The organism is Actinoplanes palleronii, from assembly GCF_016862315.1.
Lineage (GTDB): Bacteria > Actinomycetota > Actinomycetes > Mycobacteriales > Micromonosporaceae > Actinoplanes > Actinoplanes palleronii.
The window spans coordinates 1-14,801 of sequence record NZ_BOMS01000172.1 but is presented as its reverse complement, the minus strand read 5'-3'; the positions used below and the strand labels follow the sequence as shown (position 1 = coordinate 14,801).

13 protein-coding genes are annotated in these 14,801 nt (G+C 73.2%); 9 read left to right on the top strand and 4 right to left on the bottom strand.

What is annotated here, in order from left to right; genetic code table 11:
- Positions 1-49 precede the first annotated feature (49 nt).
- Entirely contained in the window at positions 50-253 is a 204-nt protein-coding gene (locus tag Apa02nite_RS47185; protein WP_203830986.1) for a hypothetical protein, read from the bottom strand.
- Positions 254-356: 103 nt separating this feature from the next.
- Between Apa02nite_RS47185 and Apa02nite_RS47180 the strand changes: the two genes are divergently transcribed.
- Positions 357-869, top strand: coding sequence for an RNA polymerase sigma factor (locus tag Apa02nite_RS47180; protein ID WP_203830985.1), 513 nt, complete (start codon positions 357-359; stop codon positions 867-869).
- Between the two features lie 38 nt (positions 870-907).
- Here Apa02nite_RS47180 and Apa02nite_RS47175 read toward each other — a convergent pair whose 3' ends face one another.
- Positions 908-2,572 (bottom strand): MFS transporter, encoded by a 1,665-nt coding sequence (locus tag Apa02nite_RS47175; RefSeq protein ID WP_203830984.1) that lies wholly within the window; start codon positions 2,570-2,572, stop codon positions 908-910.
- A 121-nt stretch (positions 2,573-2,693) separates the two neighbouring features.
- Here Apa02nite_RS47175 and Apa02nite_RS47170 point away from each other — a divergent pair, with 121 nt between their 5' ends.
- The 7 genes from Apa02nite_RS47170 (at position 2,694) to fxsT (ending at position 12,372) form a co-directional block, all read left to right on the top strand.
- Positions 2,694-3,626, top strand: coding sequence for a LysR family transcriptional regulator (locus Apa02nite_RS47170; protein ID WP_203830983.1), 933 nt, complete (start codon positions 2,694-2,696; stop codon positions 3,624-3,626).
- A 62-nt stretch (positions 3,627-3,688) separates the two neighbouring features.
- Positions 3,689-3,859 (top strand): hypothetical protein, encoded by a 171-nt coding sequence (locus Apa02nite_RS51730; RefSeq protein ID WP_239165076.1) that lies wholly within the window; start codon positions 3,689-3,691, stop codon positions 3,857-3,859.
- A gap of 2 nt (positions 3,860-3,861) precedes the next feature.
- Positions 3,862-6,015, top strand: coding sequence for an FxsB family cyclophane-forming radical SAM/SPASM peptide maturase (locus Apa02nite_RS47165; RefSeq protein ID WP_239165073.1), 2,154 nt, complete (start codon positions 3,862-3,864; stop codon positions 6,013-6,015).
- Complete coding sequence (locus Apa02nite_RS47160) at positions 6,009-6,857, top strand: AAC(3) family N-acetyltransferase (RefSeq protein ID WP_203830981.1); 849 nt, start codon at positions 6,009-6,011, stop codon at positions 6,855-6,857. The genes Apa02nite_RS47165 and Apa02nite_RS47160 overlap by 7 nt, the downstream gene beginning before the upstream one ends.
- On the top strand, positions 6,844-7,494 hold the full coding sequence (locus Apa02nite_RS47155) for a TIR-like protein FxsC (RefSeq protein WP_203830980.1): 651 nt from the start codon (positions 6,844-6,846) through the stop codon (positions 7,492-7,494). The genes Apa02nite_RS47160 and Apa02nite_RS47155 overlap by 14 nt, the downstream gene beginning before the upstream one ends.
- Positions 7,491-8,507 carry a TIR-like protein FxsC gene (locus Apa02nite_RS47150; RefSeq protein ID WP_203830979.1) on the top strand — a complete coding sequence of 339 codons (1,017 nt, stop codon included), beginning with the start codon at positions 7,491-7,493 and terminating at the stop codon, positions 8,505-8,507. Before Apa02nite_RS47155 ends, Apa02nite_RS47150 begins: the two co-directional genes overlap by 4 nt.
- Before the next feature lie 7 nt (positions 8,508-8,514).
- Positions 8,515-12,372 carry an FxSxx-COOH system tetratricopeptide repeat protein gene (gene fxsT, locus Apa02nite_RS47145; protein WP_203830978.1) on the top strand — a complete coding sequence of 1,286 codons (3,858 nt, stop codon included), beginning with the start codon at positions 8,515-8,517 and terminating at the stop codon, positions 12,370-12,372.
- Here the strand turns inward: fxsT and Apa02nite_RS47140 are convergent.
- Both Apa02nite_RS47140 and Apa02nite_RS47135 read right to left on the bottom strand, forming a co-directional pair.
- Positions 12,366-12,758, bottom strand: coding sequence for a hypothetical protein (locus Apa02nite_RS47140; protein WP_203830977.1), 393 nt, complete (start codon positions 12,756-12,758; stop codon positions 12,366-12,368). The two genes, fxsT and Apa02nite_RS47140, sit on opposite strands and share 7 nt — an antisense overlap.
- A gap of 103 nt (positions 12,759-12,861) precedes the next feature.
- Complete coding sequence (locus Apa02nite_RS47135) at positions 12,862-13,344, bottom strand: hypothetical protein (protein ID WP_203830976.1); 483 nt, start codon at positions 13,342-13,344, stop codon at positions 12,862-12,864.
- A gap of 193 nt (positions 13,345-13,537) precedes the next feature.
- Between Apa02nite_RS47135 and Apa02nite_RS47130 the strand changes: the two genes are divergently transcribed.
- Positions 13,538-14,548 carry a hypothetical protein gene (locus Apa02nite_RS47130; RefSeq protein ID WP_203830975.1) on the top strand — a complete coding sequence of 337 codons (1,011 nt, stop codon included), beginning with the start codon at positions 13,538-13,540 and terminating at the stop codon, positions 14,546-14,548.
- Positions 14,549-14,801 lie beyond the last annotated feature (253 nt).

Genomic DNA, 14,801 nt, shown 5'->3' with positions numbered 1-14,801 from the left:
CCTAGTACCCTTTTCTGGAATCAATCAAGTTATGACACGCAGAGTTTCCTCACTCCGCACGCCGAATTTTGCGCATCAGCATCGCCCAGACGCCGTAGCCCGCGCCGACGTCCCCGGTGACCGCGCCCGCGGCGGAGCCCATGAACAGCGCGTTGGCGCAGTCCGGGCAGACCTCCCGGCCGGTGATCGTCTGCTGGAACGGCTCGCTGACGCGGCGGCCGCAATCCGGGCAGTCCCGACCTGACAATGCCACGACTGCCTCCTGGAGGTGAGAGGCCCGAGGGTACGAGATCACCGCACCTTGAAGCGTGAACCTTCCCGGGCCGGCCCACGACTGAACAACCGAAGGAGGGCCGATGAGCGACGCATTGCTGGTGGTCCGTTGTCAGCTGGGTGAGCGGCCGGCCTTCGCCGAGCTGGTCCGGGCCTGGCATCCGGCGGTCGAACGGTACGTCGCGCGGATGCTCGGCGCCCCCGACGACGACGTGGTGCAGGAGGTCTGGCTGGCCGTCGTGCGGGGGCTGCCGAGGCTGAGACAACCGGACCGGTTCGCCCCGTGGCTGTTCGTGATCGCCCGGCGTGCGGTGCTGAACCGGCTCCGGGAGGCCTACGCGAGCCCGGAACCGGTCGACGAGCCGCCGCCCGGCGACGAGGCCGAGGCCGTGGTCAACCGGGAGCTGGTGGCCGGGGCGCTGGCCGCGCTGCCGGTCCGCGAACGCGAGGTGCTGCTGCTGTTCCACCTGGAGGACCAGTCGCTGGACGCCTGCGCCCAGATCTGCGGGGTGCCGGTCGGCACGGTGAAGTCCCGGCTCAACCGGGCCCGGGGGCTGCTGCGCCGGGAACTGCTACGGAAGGGGTACCAAGCATGACGCCGGACGAGGTCGTGGCGCGGCTCGACGGGGTGCTGTCACTGCGGACGCGGGTCGGGTATCTGGCCGTCGGGCTGGCCGGGCTCACCGGCGGCGGACTGATCGGTCTGCTCTGGGCCACCGAACCGGCACTGCCGGTCCGGACCGCGGTGGCCTTCGCCGTGCTGATCACGATCGGTCTGGGGTGGGCCGGGTTCGCCGGCTGGGCGCTGACCCGCCGGGCGCCGTTGTTCGCCCGGGACCGGGTGGTCGCCGGGTGGCTCGGCGCCGGGGCCTGGCTGGTGTTCAGCGCCGGGGCCCTGGTCATCACGCTCACCCGGGAACGGGCGGAACCCTCGGTCCTGATCGTCGTACTCGGGCTGGGTCTTGTCGCGGCCCTGAACCTGCGGGCGGCCCGCCGCGCGCGGGCGGACCTGGTGCGGCAGCGGACCGACCTGTCCGGGTGAGCGGTGCAGCAGCAGCAACGGGGTCGCCAGCAGCAGCACGCCGGCGATCCCGATCGCCACCCGGGCCCCGGTGTACGCGGCCAGCACTCCCCACAGCGCGGTCGCCACGGCGATCGCGGCGGTGCTGGTCACGCTCCAGGCGACCAGTACCCGGGCGGTGCGTTCGGGCGGGATCCGGCGCAGCCGTTCGGTCGCGAGCACCGGGTTGAACACGCCGATGCAGGTGATCAGGGCCAGCTCGACGACGATCACGAAGAGCACGCCGGCCGGGCCCGGCGTCACGAAGAACAGGCCCACCGGCCAGAGCACCCGCACCACCGCGGCGCCGCGCAGGACCCGGCGGCTGCCGCAGCGTGCCACCAGGACGCCGGCGAGGCGGGCGCCGGCGAAGCCGCCGAGGCAGGGCAGGCCGAAGGCGAGCCCGTACTGCCAGGCCGGCCAGCCGAAATCGGCCAGCAGCAGGACGGCGAGCAGCGGTTCGGTGGCCATGATCAGGGCGTTGACGGCGACGGTGTTGCGCAACAGCGGGCGCAGCACCGGGTCGGCGTGCACGAACCGCCAGCCGGCGACCAGCTCGCCCGCCCACGCCCGGACGGACCGGTCCGGCAGTGCCGCCCGATCCGGGACAGACCGGTCCGCCAGCGTCGCACTCGCGGGGGCGGGCCGGTCCGGCAGTTGTGGCGAGCGGTCCCGGATCGCGCCCACGCTCAGCGCCGACACCAGGAAGCCGGCCGCGTTGGCGGCGACGGTGACCAGCGGACCGAACAGTTTGACCGCCGCGCCGCCCAGCGGCGGGCCGGCGGCCACGGCGATCCAGCCGGCCGACTCCAGGCGGCCGCTCGCGGTCAGCAGCTGCTCCTCCCGCACGACGGAGCGCAGGAAGGCGCCGCTGGCGGCGGTGAACGCGATGTTCGCCACCGCACCGATCACCGCGACGACCACCAGCTGGGCGTAGCTGAGCAGCCCGCACGCGTACCCGATCGGGACGCTGAGCAGCGCGGCGCACCGCACCAGGTCGGCCCCGATCATGACCCGGCGTTTGGGGCGCGCCTCCACCCACGGCCCCAGCGGCAGCGCGACCAGCGCCCCGGCTGCCGTCGCGGCCGCGGCCAGCGCGGAGACCGCCGCGGGTCCGGCGTGCAGCACCTGGATCGCGATCAGGGCGAACGCCCCGAAGCCCAGCCAGGTGCCGGCCGTGGACGCCACGAACGCCGTCCACAGCAGACCGAACGACCCGCCCAGCTTCTCCCGCACCATCGCACTCCCCCCGTCACAACCATCCGTTGACCGGGAGCATCCGATCAGAGGGGTGCGCCTGCGGTCCAACAACGGACCGGGGATCTGCCACAACCAACGGTTGTCCGGCTAGTCTCGCGGCGTGGACATCGAGGCCGTACGCACGTTCGTCGCCGTCGCCGCCGCCGGGCAGTTCCAGCAGGCCGCCGCCGAGCTGCGGGTCACCCAGCAGGCCGTCTCGAAACGGATCGCGACCCTGGAACGCTCGCTCGGGGTGACGCTGTTCCTGCGCACGGCCCGCGGCGCCCGCCTCACCCTGGACGGCCGCTCGTTCCTGCCGCACGCCCGGCTGGTGCTGACCGCCGTCGACCGGGCGGCCGCCTCGGTCCGGCCGGGCGAGCGGGCGCTGCGGGTCGATGTGCTGAACCGGCGGATCGCCCCGGCCCAGGCGGTCCGCGAGTTCTACCGGGTCCACCCGGGCGTCGACCTGGAGCTGGTCCCGCTGCCCGAGGCGAACGTGCACGACGCGATCGCGGCGCTGCTGTCCGGCGAGATCGACGCGACGTTCCGCGCCGTGCCGATGCCCGCGACCGAGCTGCCGGAGCAGATCGTGGCGCACTGGGTGCTCGACGATCCGCTGCAGCTGCTGGCCGGGCCGGCGCACCCGCTCGCCGGGCGGGCCACGATCGCGCCGGCCGAGCTGAGCGGGCACCGGATCTGGATCCCCGGTATCCGGCCGGGCACCGAGTGGGCCGCCTACTACGCGGAGCTGACCGCCGCGTTCGGCCTGCACATCGACCGGATCGGCCCGAACTTCGGCACCGAGGCCCTGATGGACGCGATGGCCGACTCCGGCGAGCTGACCACCCTGGTCGGCAGCCGGGACCGCTACGTCTGGCCGGCCGGGCACGACCTGCGCCGGATCCCGCTCACCGGGCCGACCCCGGTCTACCCGCACGCGCTGCTGAGCCGGGCCGGCAACCCGCACCCGGGCCTGGCCGCCCTGCGCGAGCACCTGATCACCGCGGCGCCGCCGGCACCTGCCGATGTCTGGACGCCGCCCTGGACGCGGTGACAACAGGTCGAAGGTTTTCTATTGTTGGGCTGTTGTCCGTCGAGTCTGCTGGGGGCCGGAACGTGGATCTCATCGAAGACATGCGCCAGGACGCACCGCCGCTGGAGGATCTGCGCCGTACGCCGCTGGGCCGCATCGACCCAGCTCGGGCCGCCTCGGTGGGCGGCGCCGACACCCCCGACGAGGCCGACCTCGGCCGGATCCGCTCGGCACCCTTCGGCTCGGCCCTCTAGCGATCACCGCGAGCCCGATCAGCCAGTACGTACTCAAGATCGCCAGCCGGTGCGACCTGAAGTGCGACTACTGCTACGTCTACGAGGCCGCCGACCAGGGCTGGCGCCGGCAGCCACCGACGATGGACCCGGCCGTGGTCACCACGATCGCCGGGCGGATCGCCGAGCACGCGCGACAGCACCACCTCGCCACCGTGCGGGTGGTGCTGCACGGCGGTGAGCCGCTGCTGGCCGGCCCGCGCCGGCTGGCCGAGATCGCCGGCGAGCTGCGCGCCACCGTCGGGCCGGCGCTGGATCTGCGGATGCAGACCAACGGGGTGCTGCTCACCGAACAGATCTGCGCGATCGCCCGCGAGCACCGGATCGGGATCGGTGTGTCGCTGGACGGGAACCTGACCGCGCACGACCGGCACCGCCGGTTCGCGCACGGCGGGGGCAGCCACCAGCACGTGCTGCGGGCCCTGGAGCTGCTGCGGGCTCCGGCGAACCGGGAGATCTACGCGGGTCTGCTGTGCACGATCGACCTGCGCAACGACCCCGTGGAGGTGTACCGGGCGCTGCTGGCCGAGCGGCCGCCCCGGCTCGACCTGCTGCTGCCGCACGCCACCTGGGAGACACCGCCGCCGGCTTTCGACGGCGCGATGTCGTACGGAACCTGGTTGTCGGCGGTCTTCCGGCGCTGGACGGCGGACGGGCGGACGGTCCCGATCCGGATCTTCGATGCGCTGCTGGCGCCCGGCGTGGTCGGCGCCGAGGCGGTCGGGCTCGGCCCGGCCGACCTCGTGGTGATCGAGACCGACGGCTCCTACGAGCAGGTCGACTCGCTCAAGGTGACCTTCGACGGGGCGGCCGCGACCGGGCTGGACGTGTTCGGCGCCACCGTCGACGAGGTGTCCGCGCACCCGATGATCGCGATCCGGCAGATCGGCCGCGACGGGCTCAGCGCCACCTGCCGCGCCTGCCCGGTGGTGGACCGCTGCGGCGGCGGCCAGTTCCCGCACCGCTACCGCGCGGCGACCGGTTTCGACAACCCGTCGGTGTACTGCGCCGACCTGAAGGAGTTGATCGACTACATGGACGAGCGGGACGGCCTGGCCACCTGGGTGCGCGACGAGCTGGCCGGCGGTGCGGGCGCCGCGGACGCGGTCGCCCAGCTGGCGCCGATCCACGAGGCCCTGGCCCGGGCCCGGATGGTCACCCTCGGCCGGACCGGACCGGACGGCTGGGCGCAGCTGGCCGCCCTCGACGAGTCCGCGCCGGACGCGGTCCGCGCGGTGCTCACGTCGCCGTTCGTGCGCCGCAGCGACGCCTCCCACCTGGCGAATCTCGCCGCCGCGGCCGCGATCCGGGCCGGCGCCGCGATCACCGTGCGGGTGCCGGTCCGCGACGGCCTGCTGGTCCTGCCGACGCTCGGTGCGCTGCGCCTCACCGGCGCCGATGCGGTGGTCCCGGTCCGCACGTCCGCCGCCGGGTTCGCCGTCGACAATCTGACGGTACGACTGGACGACCCACCCCCGCAGTGGCTGCCCACCCGCGAGCTGCGCCCCGGCATCCGCCTCGAGGACACCGACCCGCTGCGCAACGCCTACGACGAGCTGACCGTTGCCGATCGGCTCGACGACGACGCGGTGCTCGCCTGGCGGCAGCGCCTGGACGCCGCCCTGGACAGCCTGCGCGCCACCGCCCCGCAGTACCTGCCCGGCATCACCGCCACGTTGCGCGCGATCGTGCCGCTGGCCCCGGACGGCACCGGCACGCAGCGCTCCGGCTCGGCCCGCACCGCGTTCGGCGCCGTCGCGGTCACCCCGGAGGACCCGGACGCCCTGGCCCTGCTGCTGGTCCACGAGGTGCAGCACCTCAAGCTCGGCGCGGTCCTGGACGTCTGCCCGATGTTCGACCCCCGCGACCCGCGCCGGGTCGACGTGCCGTGGCGCGCCGGCCCCCGGCCGATCGAGGGCGCGCTGCAGGGCACGTACGCGTTCCTGGGTGTCGCCGACGTCTGGCGCCGGCGGCCCGGACCGGTGGCCGCGGCCCGGTTCGCCGCGCTGCGCGACGAGGTCACCGCCGCGCTCGGCGCGCTGACCACCGGTGAGCTGCTGAACCCGGCCGGCGCCCGGTTCGCCGCGCGGATGCGTGCCATCGTGGACGGATGGTGAACCGCGAGACGCTCAGCGCCGACCTGCGCCGGGCCGGGCTGCGCCCCGGCGGCACCGTGCTGGTGCACTGCTCGCTGCGCGCGGTCGGCTGGCTGCCGGAGGGCCCGGCCGCGCTGCGCCGCGCGGTCCAGCAGGTGATCACCGCGGACGGCACCCTGGTCGTCCCGACGCACACCACCGCGAACTCGACCACCTCGCACCTGTTCCGCCGGGAGACCGACGGCAGCCCGGAGGCCGCGGCCGGCTGGGAGGCCGCGATCAAGGGGTTCGACCCGGACACCACCCCGTCGGACGAGATGGGGATCTTCGCCGAGGGGGTCCGCGAGCACCCGGACGCGCGGCGCAGCACCCATCCGCACACCTCGTTCGCGGCGCTCGGGCCGGGTGCGCGCGAGCTGACCGCGGTGCACGACCTCGACTGTCACCTGGGTGAGCGCTCCCCGGTCGGCGCGCTCTACGCGGCCGGCGCCACGGTGCTGATGATCGGCGTCGGCTACGCGCACTGCACCACGTTCCACCTGGCCGAGTACCGGCTGCCGACCCCGCCACGGGTCCGGCCGCACCGCTGCTACGTGCTCGACGAGCGCGGGGAACGCCGGCGCGTCGACTTTCTCGCCCCGCACAACGACGACCACGACTTCGCGGAGCTGGGCGCGGCGTTCGAACGCACCGGGGCGGTGCGCACCGGCCGGGTCGGCGCGGCACGGACCCGGCTGTTCCCGATCCGGGCCGCCGTCGACTTCGCGCTCGACTGGATGACCCGCCATCGTGGACAGCCGCTATCGTGGGTTCCCACCGTGGCGGGCGCAGAGGCTGGGGGGCCGGGACGTGACCTCGAGTGACCGTACGCCGGTGTTCTTCATCAGTTATGCGCACCGCCCGCAGCGGGCCCGCCCGACCCGCGACGCGCACCTGGTCCGCGACTTCTACGACACGTTGTACGGCCACGTCGACGAGCTGCTGGGCCTGCAGGCCGGGCAGGAGGCCGGATTCATGGACGCCGAGATGGACGGCGGGCAGCGCTGGAGCGACGACCTGGCCTACGCGATCGGCCACTGCCAGGTCCTGGTGCCGCTGATCTCGCCCCGGTTCGCCGGCAGCGAGTGGTGCGCCCGCGAGTGGCACGCGTTCACCCGCCGCTCGCACCGCACGTTCCCGACCGCGACGTCGTCGCACGGCGCCACCCCGATCATCCCGGTGTCCTGGACCCCGTTCCCGATCGAGCAGCTGCCCGGCGAGATCCGGGCGGTGCAGCTGTTCACCCCGGCGCTGCCGCAGCCGGAGATGGCGCGGCTGTATCAGAGTGAAGGTCTGTACGGCCTGCTGCAGCTCGGTGAACGGGGCCTCGAGGTGTACGAAGCGGTGGTCTGGAAACTCGCCCAGTGGATCGCGGACGCGTTCTGGACGCATGATGTGGAGACGGACAAGGATGTCGACTTCCGCGGCCTGGCCACGGAGTTCGGGGAGGACCCGACGTGATCTTCTTCCTCAGTCATGCGAACACGGCCCGTGGCTCCGGCACGCTGGACCCGTGGGTGAAACGGTTCTTCGACGACCTGAGCGACGGGGTCCGGGCCCGGACCGGCGCCGACGAGACCGGGTTCTACGACGGGCTGCTCGAGCCGGGCGCCGATCGCCGGGCCCGGCTGACCGACGAGATCGGCCGGGCCCGGGTGTTCGTCCCGCTCTACTCGCCGCAGTACTTCGGCAACTCGTGGGCGGCCGCCGAACTGGACTCGTTCCGGTCCCGGCTGCGCGGGCTGGGCCGGGCCGAGGCGGCCCGGCACGTGGTCCCGGTGGTGTGGACACCACTGCCGCCGTGGGAGAACCGGCGCGAGTTCGACGAGGCGTTCGCCGTGGTCGGCAAGTCGGTGGAGTACACCGAGAACGGGCTGCGCGCGCTCTGCATGCTCAGCGTGTACCGCGACGCGTACCGGGACCTGGTCGCGGCGTTCACCGACCGGATCGCCGGCGTGGCCCGCGACTCGGTGCTGGAGCCGTCACCGCCGGCGCCGCTGGTGCCGCGGCCGGCCGGCGGCGGTGAACCGGCCCTGATCGTGTCCGCGCTCGGCGCCGGGCTCGGTGCCCGGCGCGACCAGGTGATCGAGGCCGCCGAGCGGCTCGGGGTCCCGGCCCAGCCGCTGCCCGCCGAGCAGTTGCGCCGGCAGGCCGCCCGCCGGCCCGGGGTGCTGCTGATCGACGGGGACGCCACGCCGGAGACCGTCCGCGACACCGTGGCCGGCCTGCCCCGCTGGGTGATCGCGCTGGTTGTCGCGAGCGCCTCGGCGGCGGTCGGCCCGCTCACCGGTATCCTGCGAACCGCCGGTCTGCACCAGGTGAGCCCGGTCCGGACGGCAGCCGAGTTCGACCGCAACGCCCCGCTGCTGGTGACCGAGGCCCGCAAGCAGTACCTGCGGCACGGGCCGGTGGTCACCGCGCCCGGCACGCCGCGACCCAGTCTGCGCAGGACCTCCGACGACAAGCGAGGATAGGTCGACAATGGTGGATCGCGAAGGCCAGATCGTCACCTTCTACTCGTACAAGGGTGGCACCGGCCGGACCATGGCGCTGGCGAACGTGGCCTGGATCCTGGCCGCCAACGGGCACCGGGTGCTGGTCGCCGACTGGGACCTGGAGTCGCCGGGCCTGCACCGGTTCTTCGCGCCGTTCCTCACCCCGGAACAGGTCACCACCACCCGCGGCGTGATCGGGCTGATCACCGAGTACCAGTGGGCGACCCTGCCGCGCGCCGAGGACGGCAACGGCGGGCCCGACGAGGACCGGCCCGCCGACTGGTACCGCGAGTACGCCAAGGCCGAACGGTACGCCTTCTCGATCAACTGGTCGTTCCCCGGCGGCGGCTCGCTCGACGTGCTGCTCGCCGGGCACAGCAGCCTGGAATACGAGGCCAGCCTGAACGGGCTGAACTGGGAGGACTTCTACAACCGGCTCGGCGGCGCGCACTTCTTCGACGCGCTGCGCGAGGACATGAAGAGCCGCTACGACTACACCCTGCTGGACAGCCGCACCGGCCTGAGCGACGTCGCCGACATCTGCACGATCCACCTGCCGGACGTGATCGTCGACTGTTTCACGTTCAGCGAGCAGGGCATCGACGGCGGCGCGTCGGTCGCCGCGCAGATCCGCACGTACGAGGACGAGCGGCTGCGCCGGATCCTGCCGGTGCCGATGCGGGTCGACACCGGCGAGCAGTCCAAGCTGGCCGCCGGGCGGACCCTGGCCAAGCGCCGTTTCACCCGGCTGCCGGCCGGGATGACCGAGGAGGAGCGGCGCAGCTACTGGTACGAGGTGGAGGTCCCGTACCGCACGTACTACGCGTACGAGGAGATGCTGGCCACCTTCGGCGACGAGCCCGGCGACCCGGCCGGCCTGCTGTCCTCCTACGAGCGGCTGACCGGCTACATCACCGGCGGCCGGGTCACCCGGATGCCGGCGCTGGACCCGGCCCTGCGCCGGCAGGTGCTGGCCCGTTTCGAACGCAAGCAGGCCCTGGTCGAGGAGACCCTGGTGCTGCGGTACGCCCCGGCCGACCAGGTCTGGGCCGAATGGGCCCTGGCCGTCTACACCGCGGCCCGGCTGCGCGTGGTCGACGGCGGCGGGCCCGGCGCGCAGCCGGCCGAGTCCGGGGCGCGCGAGGTGGTGCTCTACTCCGACACGTTCCGCGGCGACGGCAACCGGTCCGCGGTGGCGCTCTGCGTCGCCGACAGCACCCCGGGCCCGGACGACTTCGAGAGCTGGGACTCGCTCAACGGGCACACCGCGGAGTCGGCGATCGGACGGGCGCTGCGGCTGGTCGGCGCGGACGACCACGGCACGTCCGACTGGCACGCGACGCTGCCGCGCTTCCCCGGCGACGCGCCGCAGGTGCGCAACGCGCCGAACCAGAACCCGCGGTTCACCGGCCGCGACCTCGAGCTGCGCCGGATCCGCGACACCCTGAAACGGGCCGGCGGCACCCCGGTGGCGCTGATCGGCGGCGCCGGGATGGGCAAGTCGCAGCTGGCCATCGAGTACGCGCACCGGTTCCAGGGCGCCTACGACGTGATCTGGTGGGTGCCGGCCGACCCGCCCCAGTTCGTCGAAGTGATCATGGCGGACCTCGGCGCCGAGCTGAACTATCCGCGGCGGGCCACCGTCGACGACACCGCCGGCGTGGTGGTGCGCCGGCTCAGCCGCGGCGGCGGCCGCGAGGGCACCCCGCTGCGCTGGCTGCTGATCTTCGACAACGTCGACCGGTACGCCGAGATCGAACGCTACCTGCCCCGCGGCAGCGGCCACCTGCTGATCACCACCCGCGACGCCGAGTGGGGCGACGTCGCCAAGGTGATCGACGTGGAGGGCTTCACCCGCGAGGAGAGCGTCGCGCACCTGCGGTTCCGGCTCAGCAGCGCGCTGAGCACCGCCGACGCCGACCGGGTCGCCGACGCGGTCGGTGACCTGCCGATCCTGGTGGTGCTCGCCGCCGCCTGGCTGCACGACACCGGCCGCTCCGCCGAGGACTACCTGTCCGGGCTGGACAACGCCGGCACCGTGCGCAGCACCGCGACCGCGGTGTGGGAGGTCATCCTGGAGCGGTTGCGGGCCACCTCGAACGGCGCGTACCGGCTGCTGCAGCTGGCCTCGGTACTGCAACCGGACATCTCGCTGAGCCTGCTCTACAGCGACGAGGTCGCCCGGGTCATCGCCCAGTACGACAAGGACGTGGCCCGCCAGCTCGCGGACCGGATGTCCGAGCACGACGTCACCTCCGCGCTGATGCAGCCGATCAACCGGCTGTCACTGGTCAAACTCGACCCGGAGAAGCGCCGGGTGACCGTGCACCGGCTGCTGCAGAGCGCGCTGCGCGACCGGATGCCCCCGGACCGCCTGGCCGAGGTCCGGCACGCGGTGCACCGGGTGCTGGCCGGCGCCCGCCCGGCCGGCGAGGTCGAGGACTCGCAGACCTGGGACGGGTTCCGGCTGCTCTGGAGCCACCTGGACGGCTCCGCGCCGGAGGACTGCCACGACGACGACGTGCGCCAGCTGGTGATCGACCGGATCCGCTACATCTACCTGGTCGGCAACTTCAAGCAGGGCCTGGAGTACGCGGTGCGCGCCGACGAGCGCTGGACCGCCCAGCTCGACGCGCTGGGTCCGGACGACGAGCACCGGCACCCGCTGCTGGTCCGGCTGCTGCACCTGCGGTTCCACCGCGGCAACCTGCTGCGCAGCCTCGGCGAGTTCGCGCAGGCCCGGGACCTGGACCGGGACACGCTGCGGGCGCAGGAGGACCTGATCGGCGACAGTCACCCGTACACGCTGTTCACCGCCGGCAGCTACGGCGCCGACCTGCGCGCGCTCGGGCAGTACCAGGAGGCCCTGGAGCGCGACATCCGCACGTACCGGCTGTCGGCCGACCGGTTCGGCGAGGACAACCGGCGCACGCTGGCGTTCGCCAACAACCTGGGCACGTCGTACCGGCTGACCGGTGACTTCCGGCGCGCCCTGGAGATGGACCGGACCACGCTGCAACGGATGGCGCAGGCCCTCGGCGACGACCACTTCCGCAGCCTGCTCTCGGCCAGCAACCTCGGCCGTGACCTGCGCGAGGCCGGCGAGTACCGGGAGTCGGTGAACCTGCTGCGCGGGGTGCGCCGGGGCTTCGAGAAACTGTACGGCCAGCACTCCCGCGACGCGCTGTCGGTGCAGGCGAACCTGGCGGTGTCGATGCGCGGCGCCGGCCAGGTCGACGAGGCCCGCGAGTTGCTCGACGAAGCGTACGAAAGGCTCACCGTCAGCGGCGGCCCGGACGGCCCGGAAACCTTGATCACCAGGCTCAGCCGCGCCGCCACCATGCTGCTGACCGACGATTTCGCCGCGGCCCGCGCCGAGTTCGAGAAGATCGAGACCATTCTGGTACGACGGTTCGGCCCGGACCATCCCTACGTCCTGATCAGCCGCAACAACCTCGCCGTCGCCCTCGGTGAGGCCGGCGCGGTCGAGCCGGCCCTGCCGATCGCGCGGGCCACCGCCGCGTCCCTGCACACGCTGCTGGGCCCGGTCCACCCGGCGACGATGGCCGCCGACAACAACCTGGCGCTGTTCCTGATCGAGACCGGCGAGCGCGACCGCGGCCGCGAACTGCTGGCCGACACGGTGGACCGGCTGGTGGTGGCCCTCGACCAGGACCACCCGGACACCTACCTGAGCCAGGGCAACCTGGCGCTGGCCGCCCGCACCGACCACCTGCAGATCGCCGAACAGCTGGCCGAACGCCTCGGCTCCGAGCACCCGACGGTCCGCTCCCTGCACCGCCGCCGCCACGTCTACCGCATCCTCGACCCGCACACCTATTGATAGACCTTCACGGTCCAGGAGCAGTCGATCCAGGTACTGACCCGGAAGTTGCCCTTCGTGCCACCCGCGTGCCCGCGCAGCGTCACCGTGCCCCGGGCCTTGGGCGACGTCGCGGCCTCGAACGAGTACGGCTTGGCCTGCCAAAATAGATACACAAAGCCGCCGGACGAGCCGGTGCAGGCGTACGTCACGGTCGCCTTGTAGTCCTTCGCCGGGGTGACCGCCGGGCTCTGCCAGCTGCCGACGCCGCGATACGTCCTGAACAGCTTCCACGTCTTCGCGGCGTGCACCACCGCCCCCGGCCGCCCGGCCGCCACCGCGGGACCGGGCACCACCGCCGTCGCCAGCAGGACGGATGCCGCGGTCAGGAGAAGTCGGATCTGCATCAAGGTCCTTCGAGAGGCGGCCGGGCTGAACCGCCCCATCGGCCCGGGCGGGCCCGCCCCTGCCTATCGGCCCGGGCGGGCCCGCACCTGAGAAGACTCCCGGTCACGGGCAGCCGGCGAGCTGTCCCGGATCGGGCCACTTCGTGACCTCCAGCCGCTGAGGTTTGGCGCCGGGGTTCCAGCGCGCCGCCCAGACGACGGTGGTGCGGCCGTCGGTGCCGCTGGTGAACGCCTGCTCGCCATTGAAGGTCATGCACCCGCTCAGCTGCAGGTTCTGCCAATTGCGCACGATCACGGCGAGCCTGGCCGGGTTGTCCGCCGGGGTGCCGCCCCGAAAGACCTCCAGTTGGCCGGGCTGGGTGGCCGCGCCCTCCCCCGTGGTGCAGCGCATCGTGACGAAGTGGTCTTCCGTGCCGTCCCGGTCGATGTCGTAGTCGACGACCTTGCCGACCACCTCGACGGTGTCGTTCGCGCAGTTCAGGTCACGGCCGGCGACACGGGGCCAGTCGGGGGCCGCATCGTCGCAACCGGTCATGGTGAGGGCCGCGATCACGGCGGCGGTCAGGACGCTCGATCGAAGGCGCATGTGAACTCTCCGTTCCTGGGAATCCAGTCCTGCGCCCCCACCACACCAAGATCACCCGGTTGTCCGAAACGTTGTCCAGGCTGGACAACGCCGTTCCGGCCAACTCTGTCCGCACCGCGACATTCCGGGTACCAGAACCGGCCGGCCACGATGTGATGAGGATGAATCCCGCCGGCAGAGTGGAGGCCGCCCGATGCCCCGGCCCGAGCGTCCCGTCGACCCGTCCGCGGGGCCCGTCCAGCAGTTCGCCGCGGACCTGCGCAAGCTGCGCGTCGAGGCGGGCAACCCGCCGTACCGGGAGATGGCGAAACACGCCCACGCCTCCAAGGCGAGCCTGTCGGCCGCCGCGAGCGGCCATCGCCTGCCGACCTGGGAGGTCACCCAGGGGTACGTGCAGTCGTGCGGCGGCCCGGTCGAGGCCTGGCACGATCGCTGGCTGACGGTCCGCGCCCAGGTCGGCCCGCCGCTCGACCCCGGCCTACCGGCCGGCTCCGCGCCGGTCGGCTCCGCGCCGGTCGGCTCCGGGCCGGTCGGCTCCGCGCTGCCTGGCTCCGGGCCGGTCGGGTCCGGTTTGCCGGCCGACGCCAGGTCATCGTCCGGCACTGGGACGCCGGCCGCGCGCCGGGGCCGCCGGGCTGTGCTGGTCGGGGCCGTCGCCGCGGCGCTGCTCCTGGCCGGGGCGCTGACCCTGTGGGGTGTCACCCGCGGCCCGGCCGGCACCGACGCCACGCCGCTGCGGCCGGACCCGGAAGCGCTGGTCGCCTCGACGTCACCGCAGCCGACCGCCCGGTTCCCCGGCTCGGGCGGCGAGGCGGTCCAGGACGACGCCGACCCGAAGAAAAGCGGCTGCGCCGACGGCCCGGCCGGCATCCGCGAGCTGGACCGCGTGCAGGTGAACACGCTCAACGAAAACCTGCTCGGGGTGGCCGTGCTGCGCCACGCGCCACAGTGTCACGCGTCCTGGGGCCGGTTCGAGCCGAGCGACCGCCTGACGTTCCTGTCCGGCCCGGTCCGGATCACCATCACCGCGCACCGCCCGGCGACCGGCACGGTCGGCACCGCCTACACGACGGCCTTCGACGGCCAGCCGGTCTTCGGCAACATCCTGCTCGACACCACCGGCTGCGTCGAGGTCACCGTCCGGGTGGACGCCCCCGACGGCGGCGGCGAATCCACCACCCACTGCAAACGCGGACCGCAGTAACGCCGCCCCAGGCCGACCAGAGAATACGCGCCCGGCCGGCCGGCATGGCGGTCGAACGGACGCGATACGGCCGCCAGGACCAGCTGAACCACCCCCGGCTGGTCCTGGCGGCCGTTATCAGGGGTGCACAAGGGCGGCCAGAACCAGCCGAACCCGCCGAGCTGGTTCTGGCGGCCGTTATCCGGGTCGGATAAGGGCCTGTCAGGAATCAACTCGCTGGTTTGATCTCCAGTCCGGCTTTCTGGATGTATGT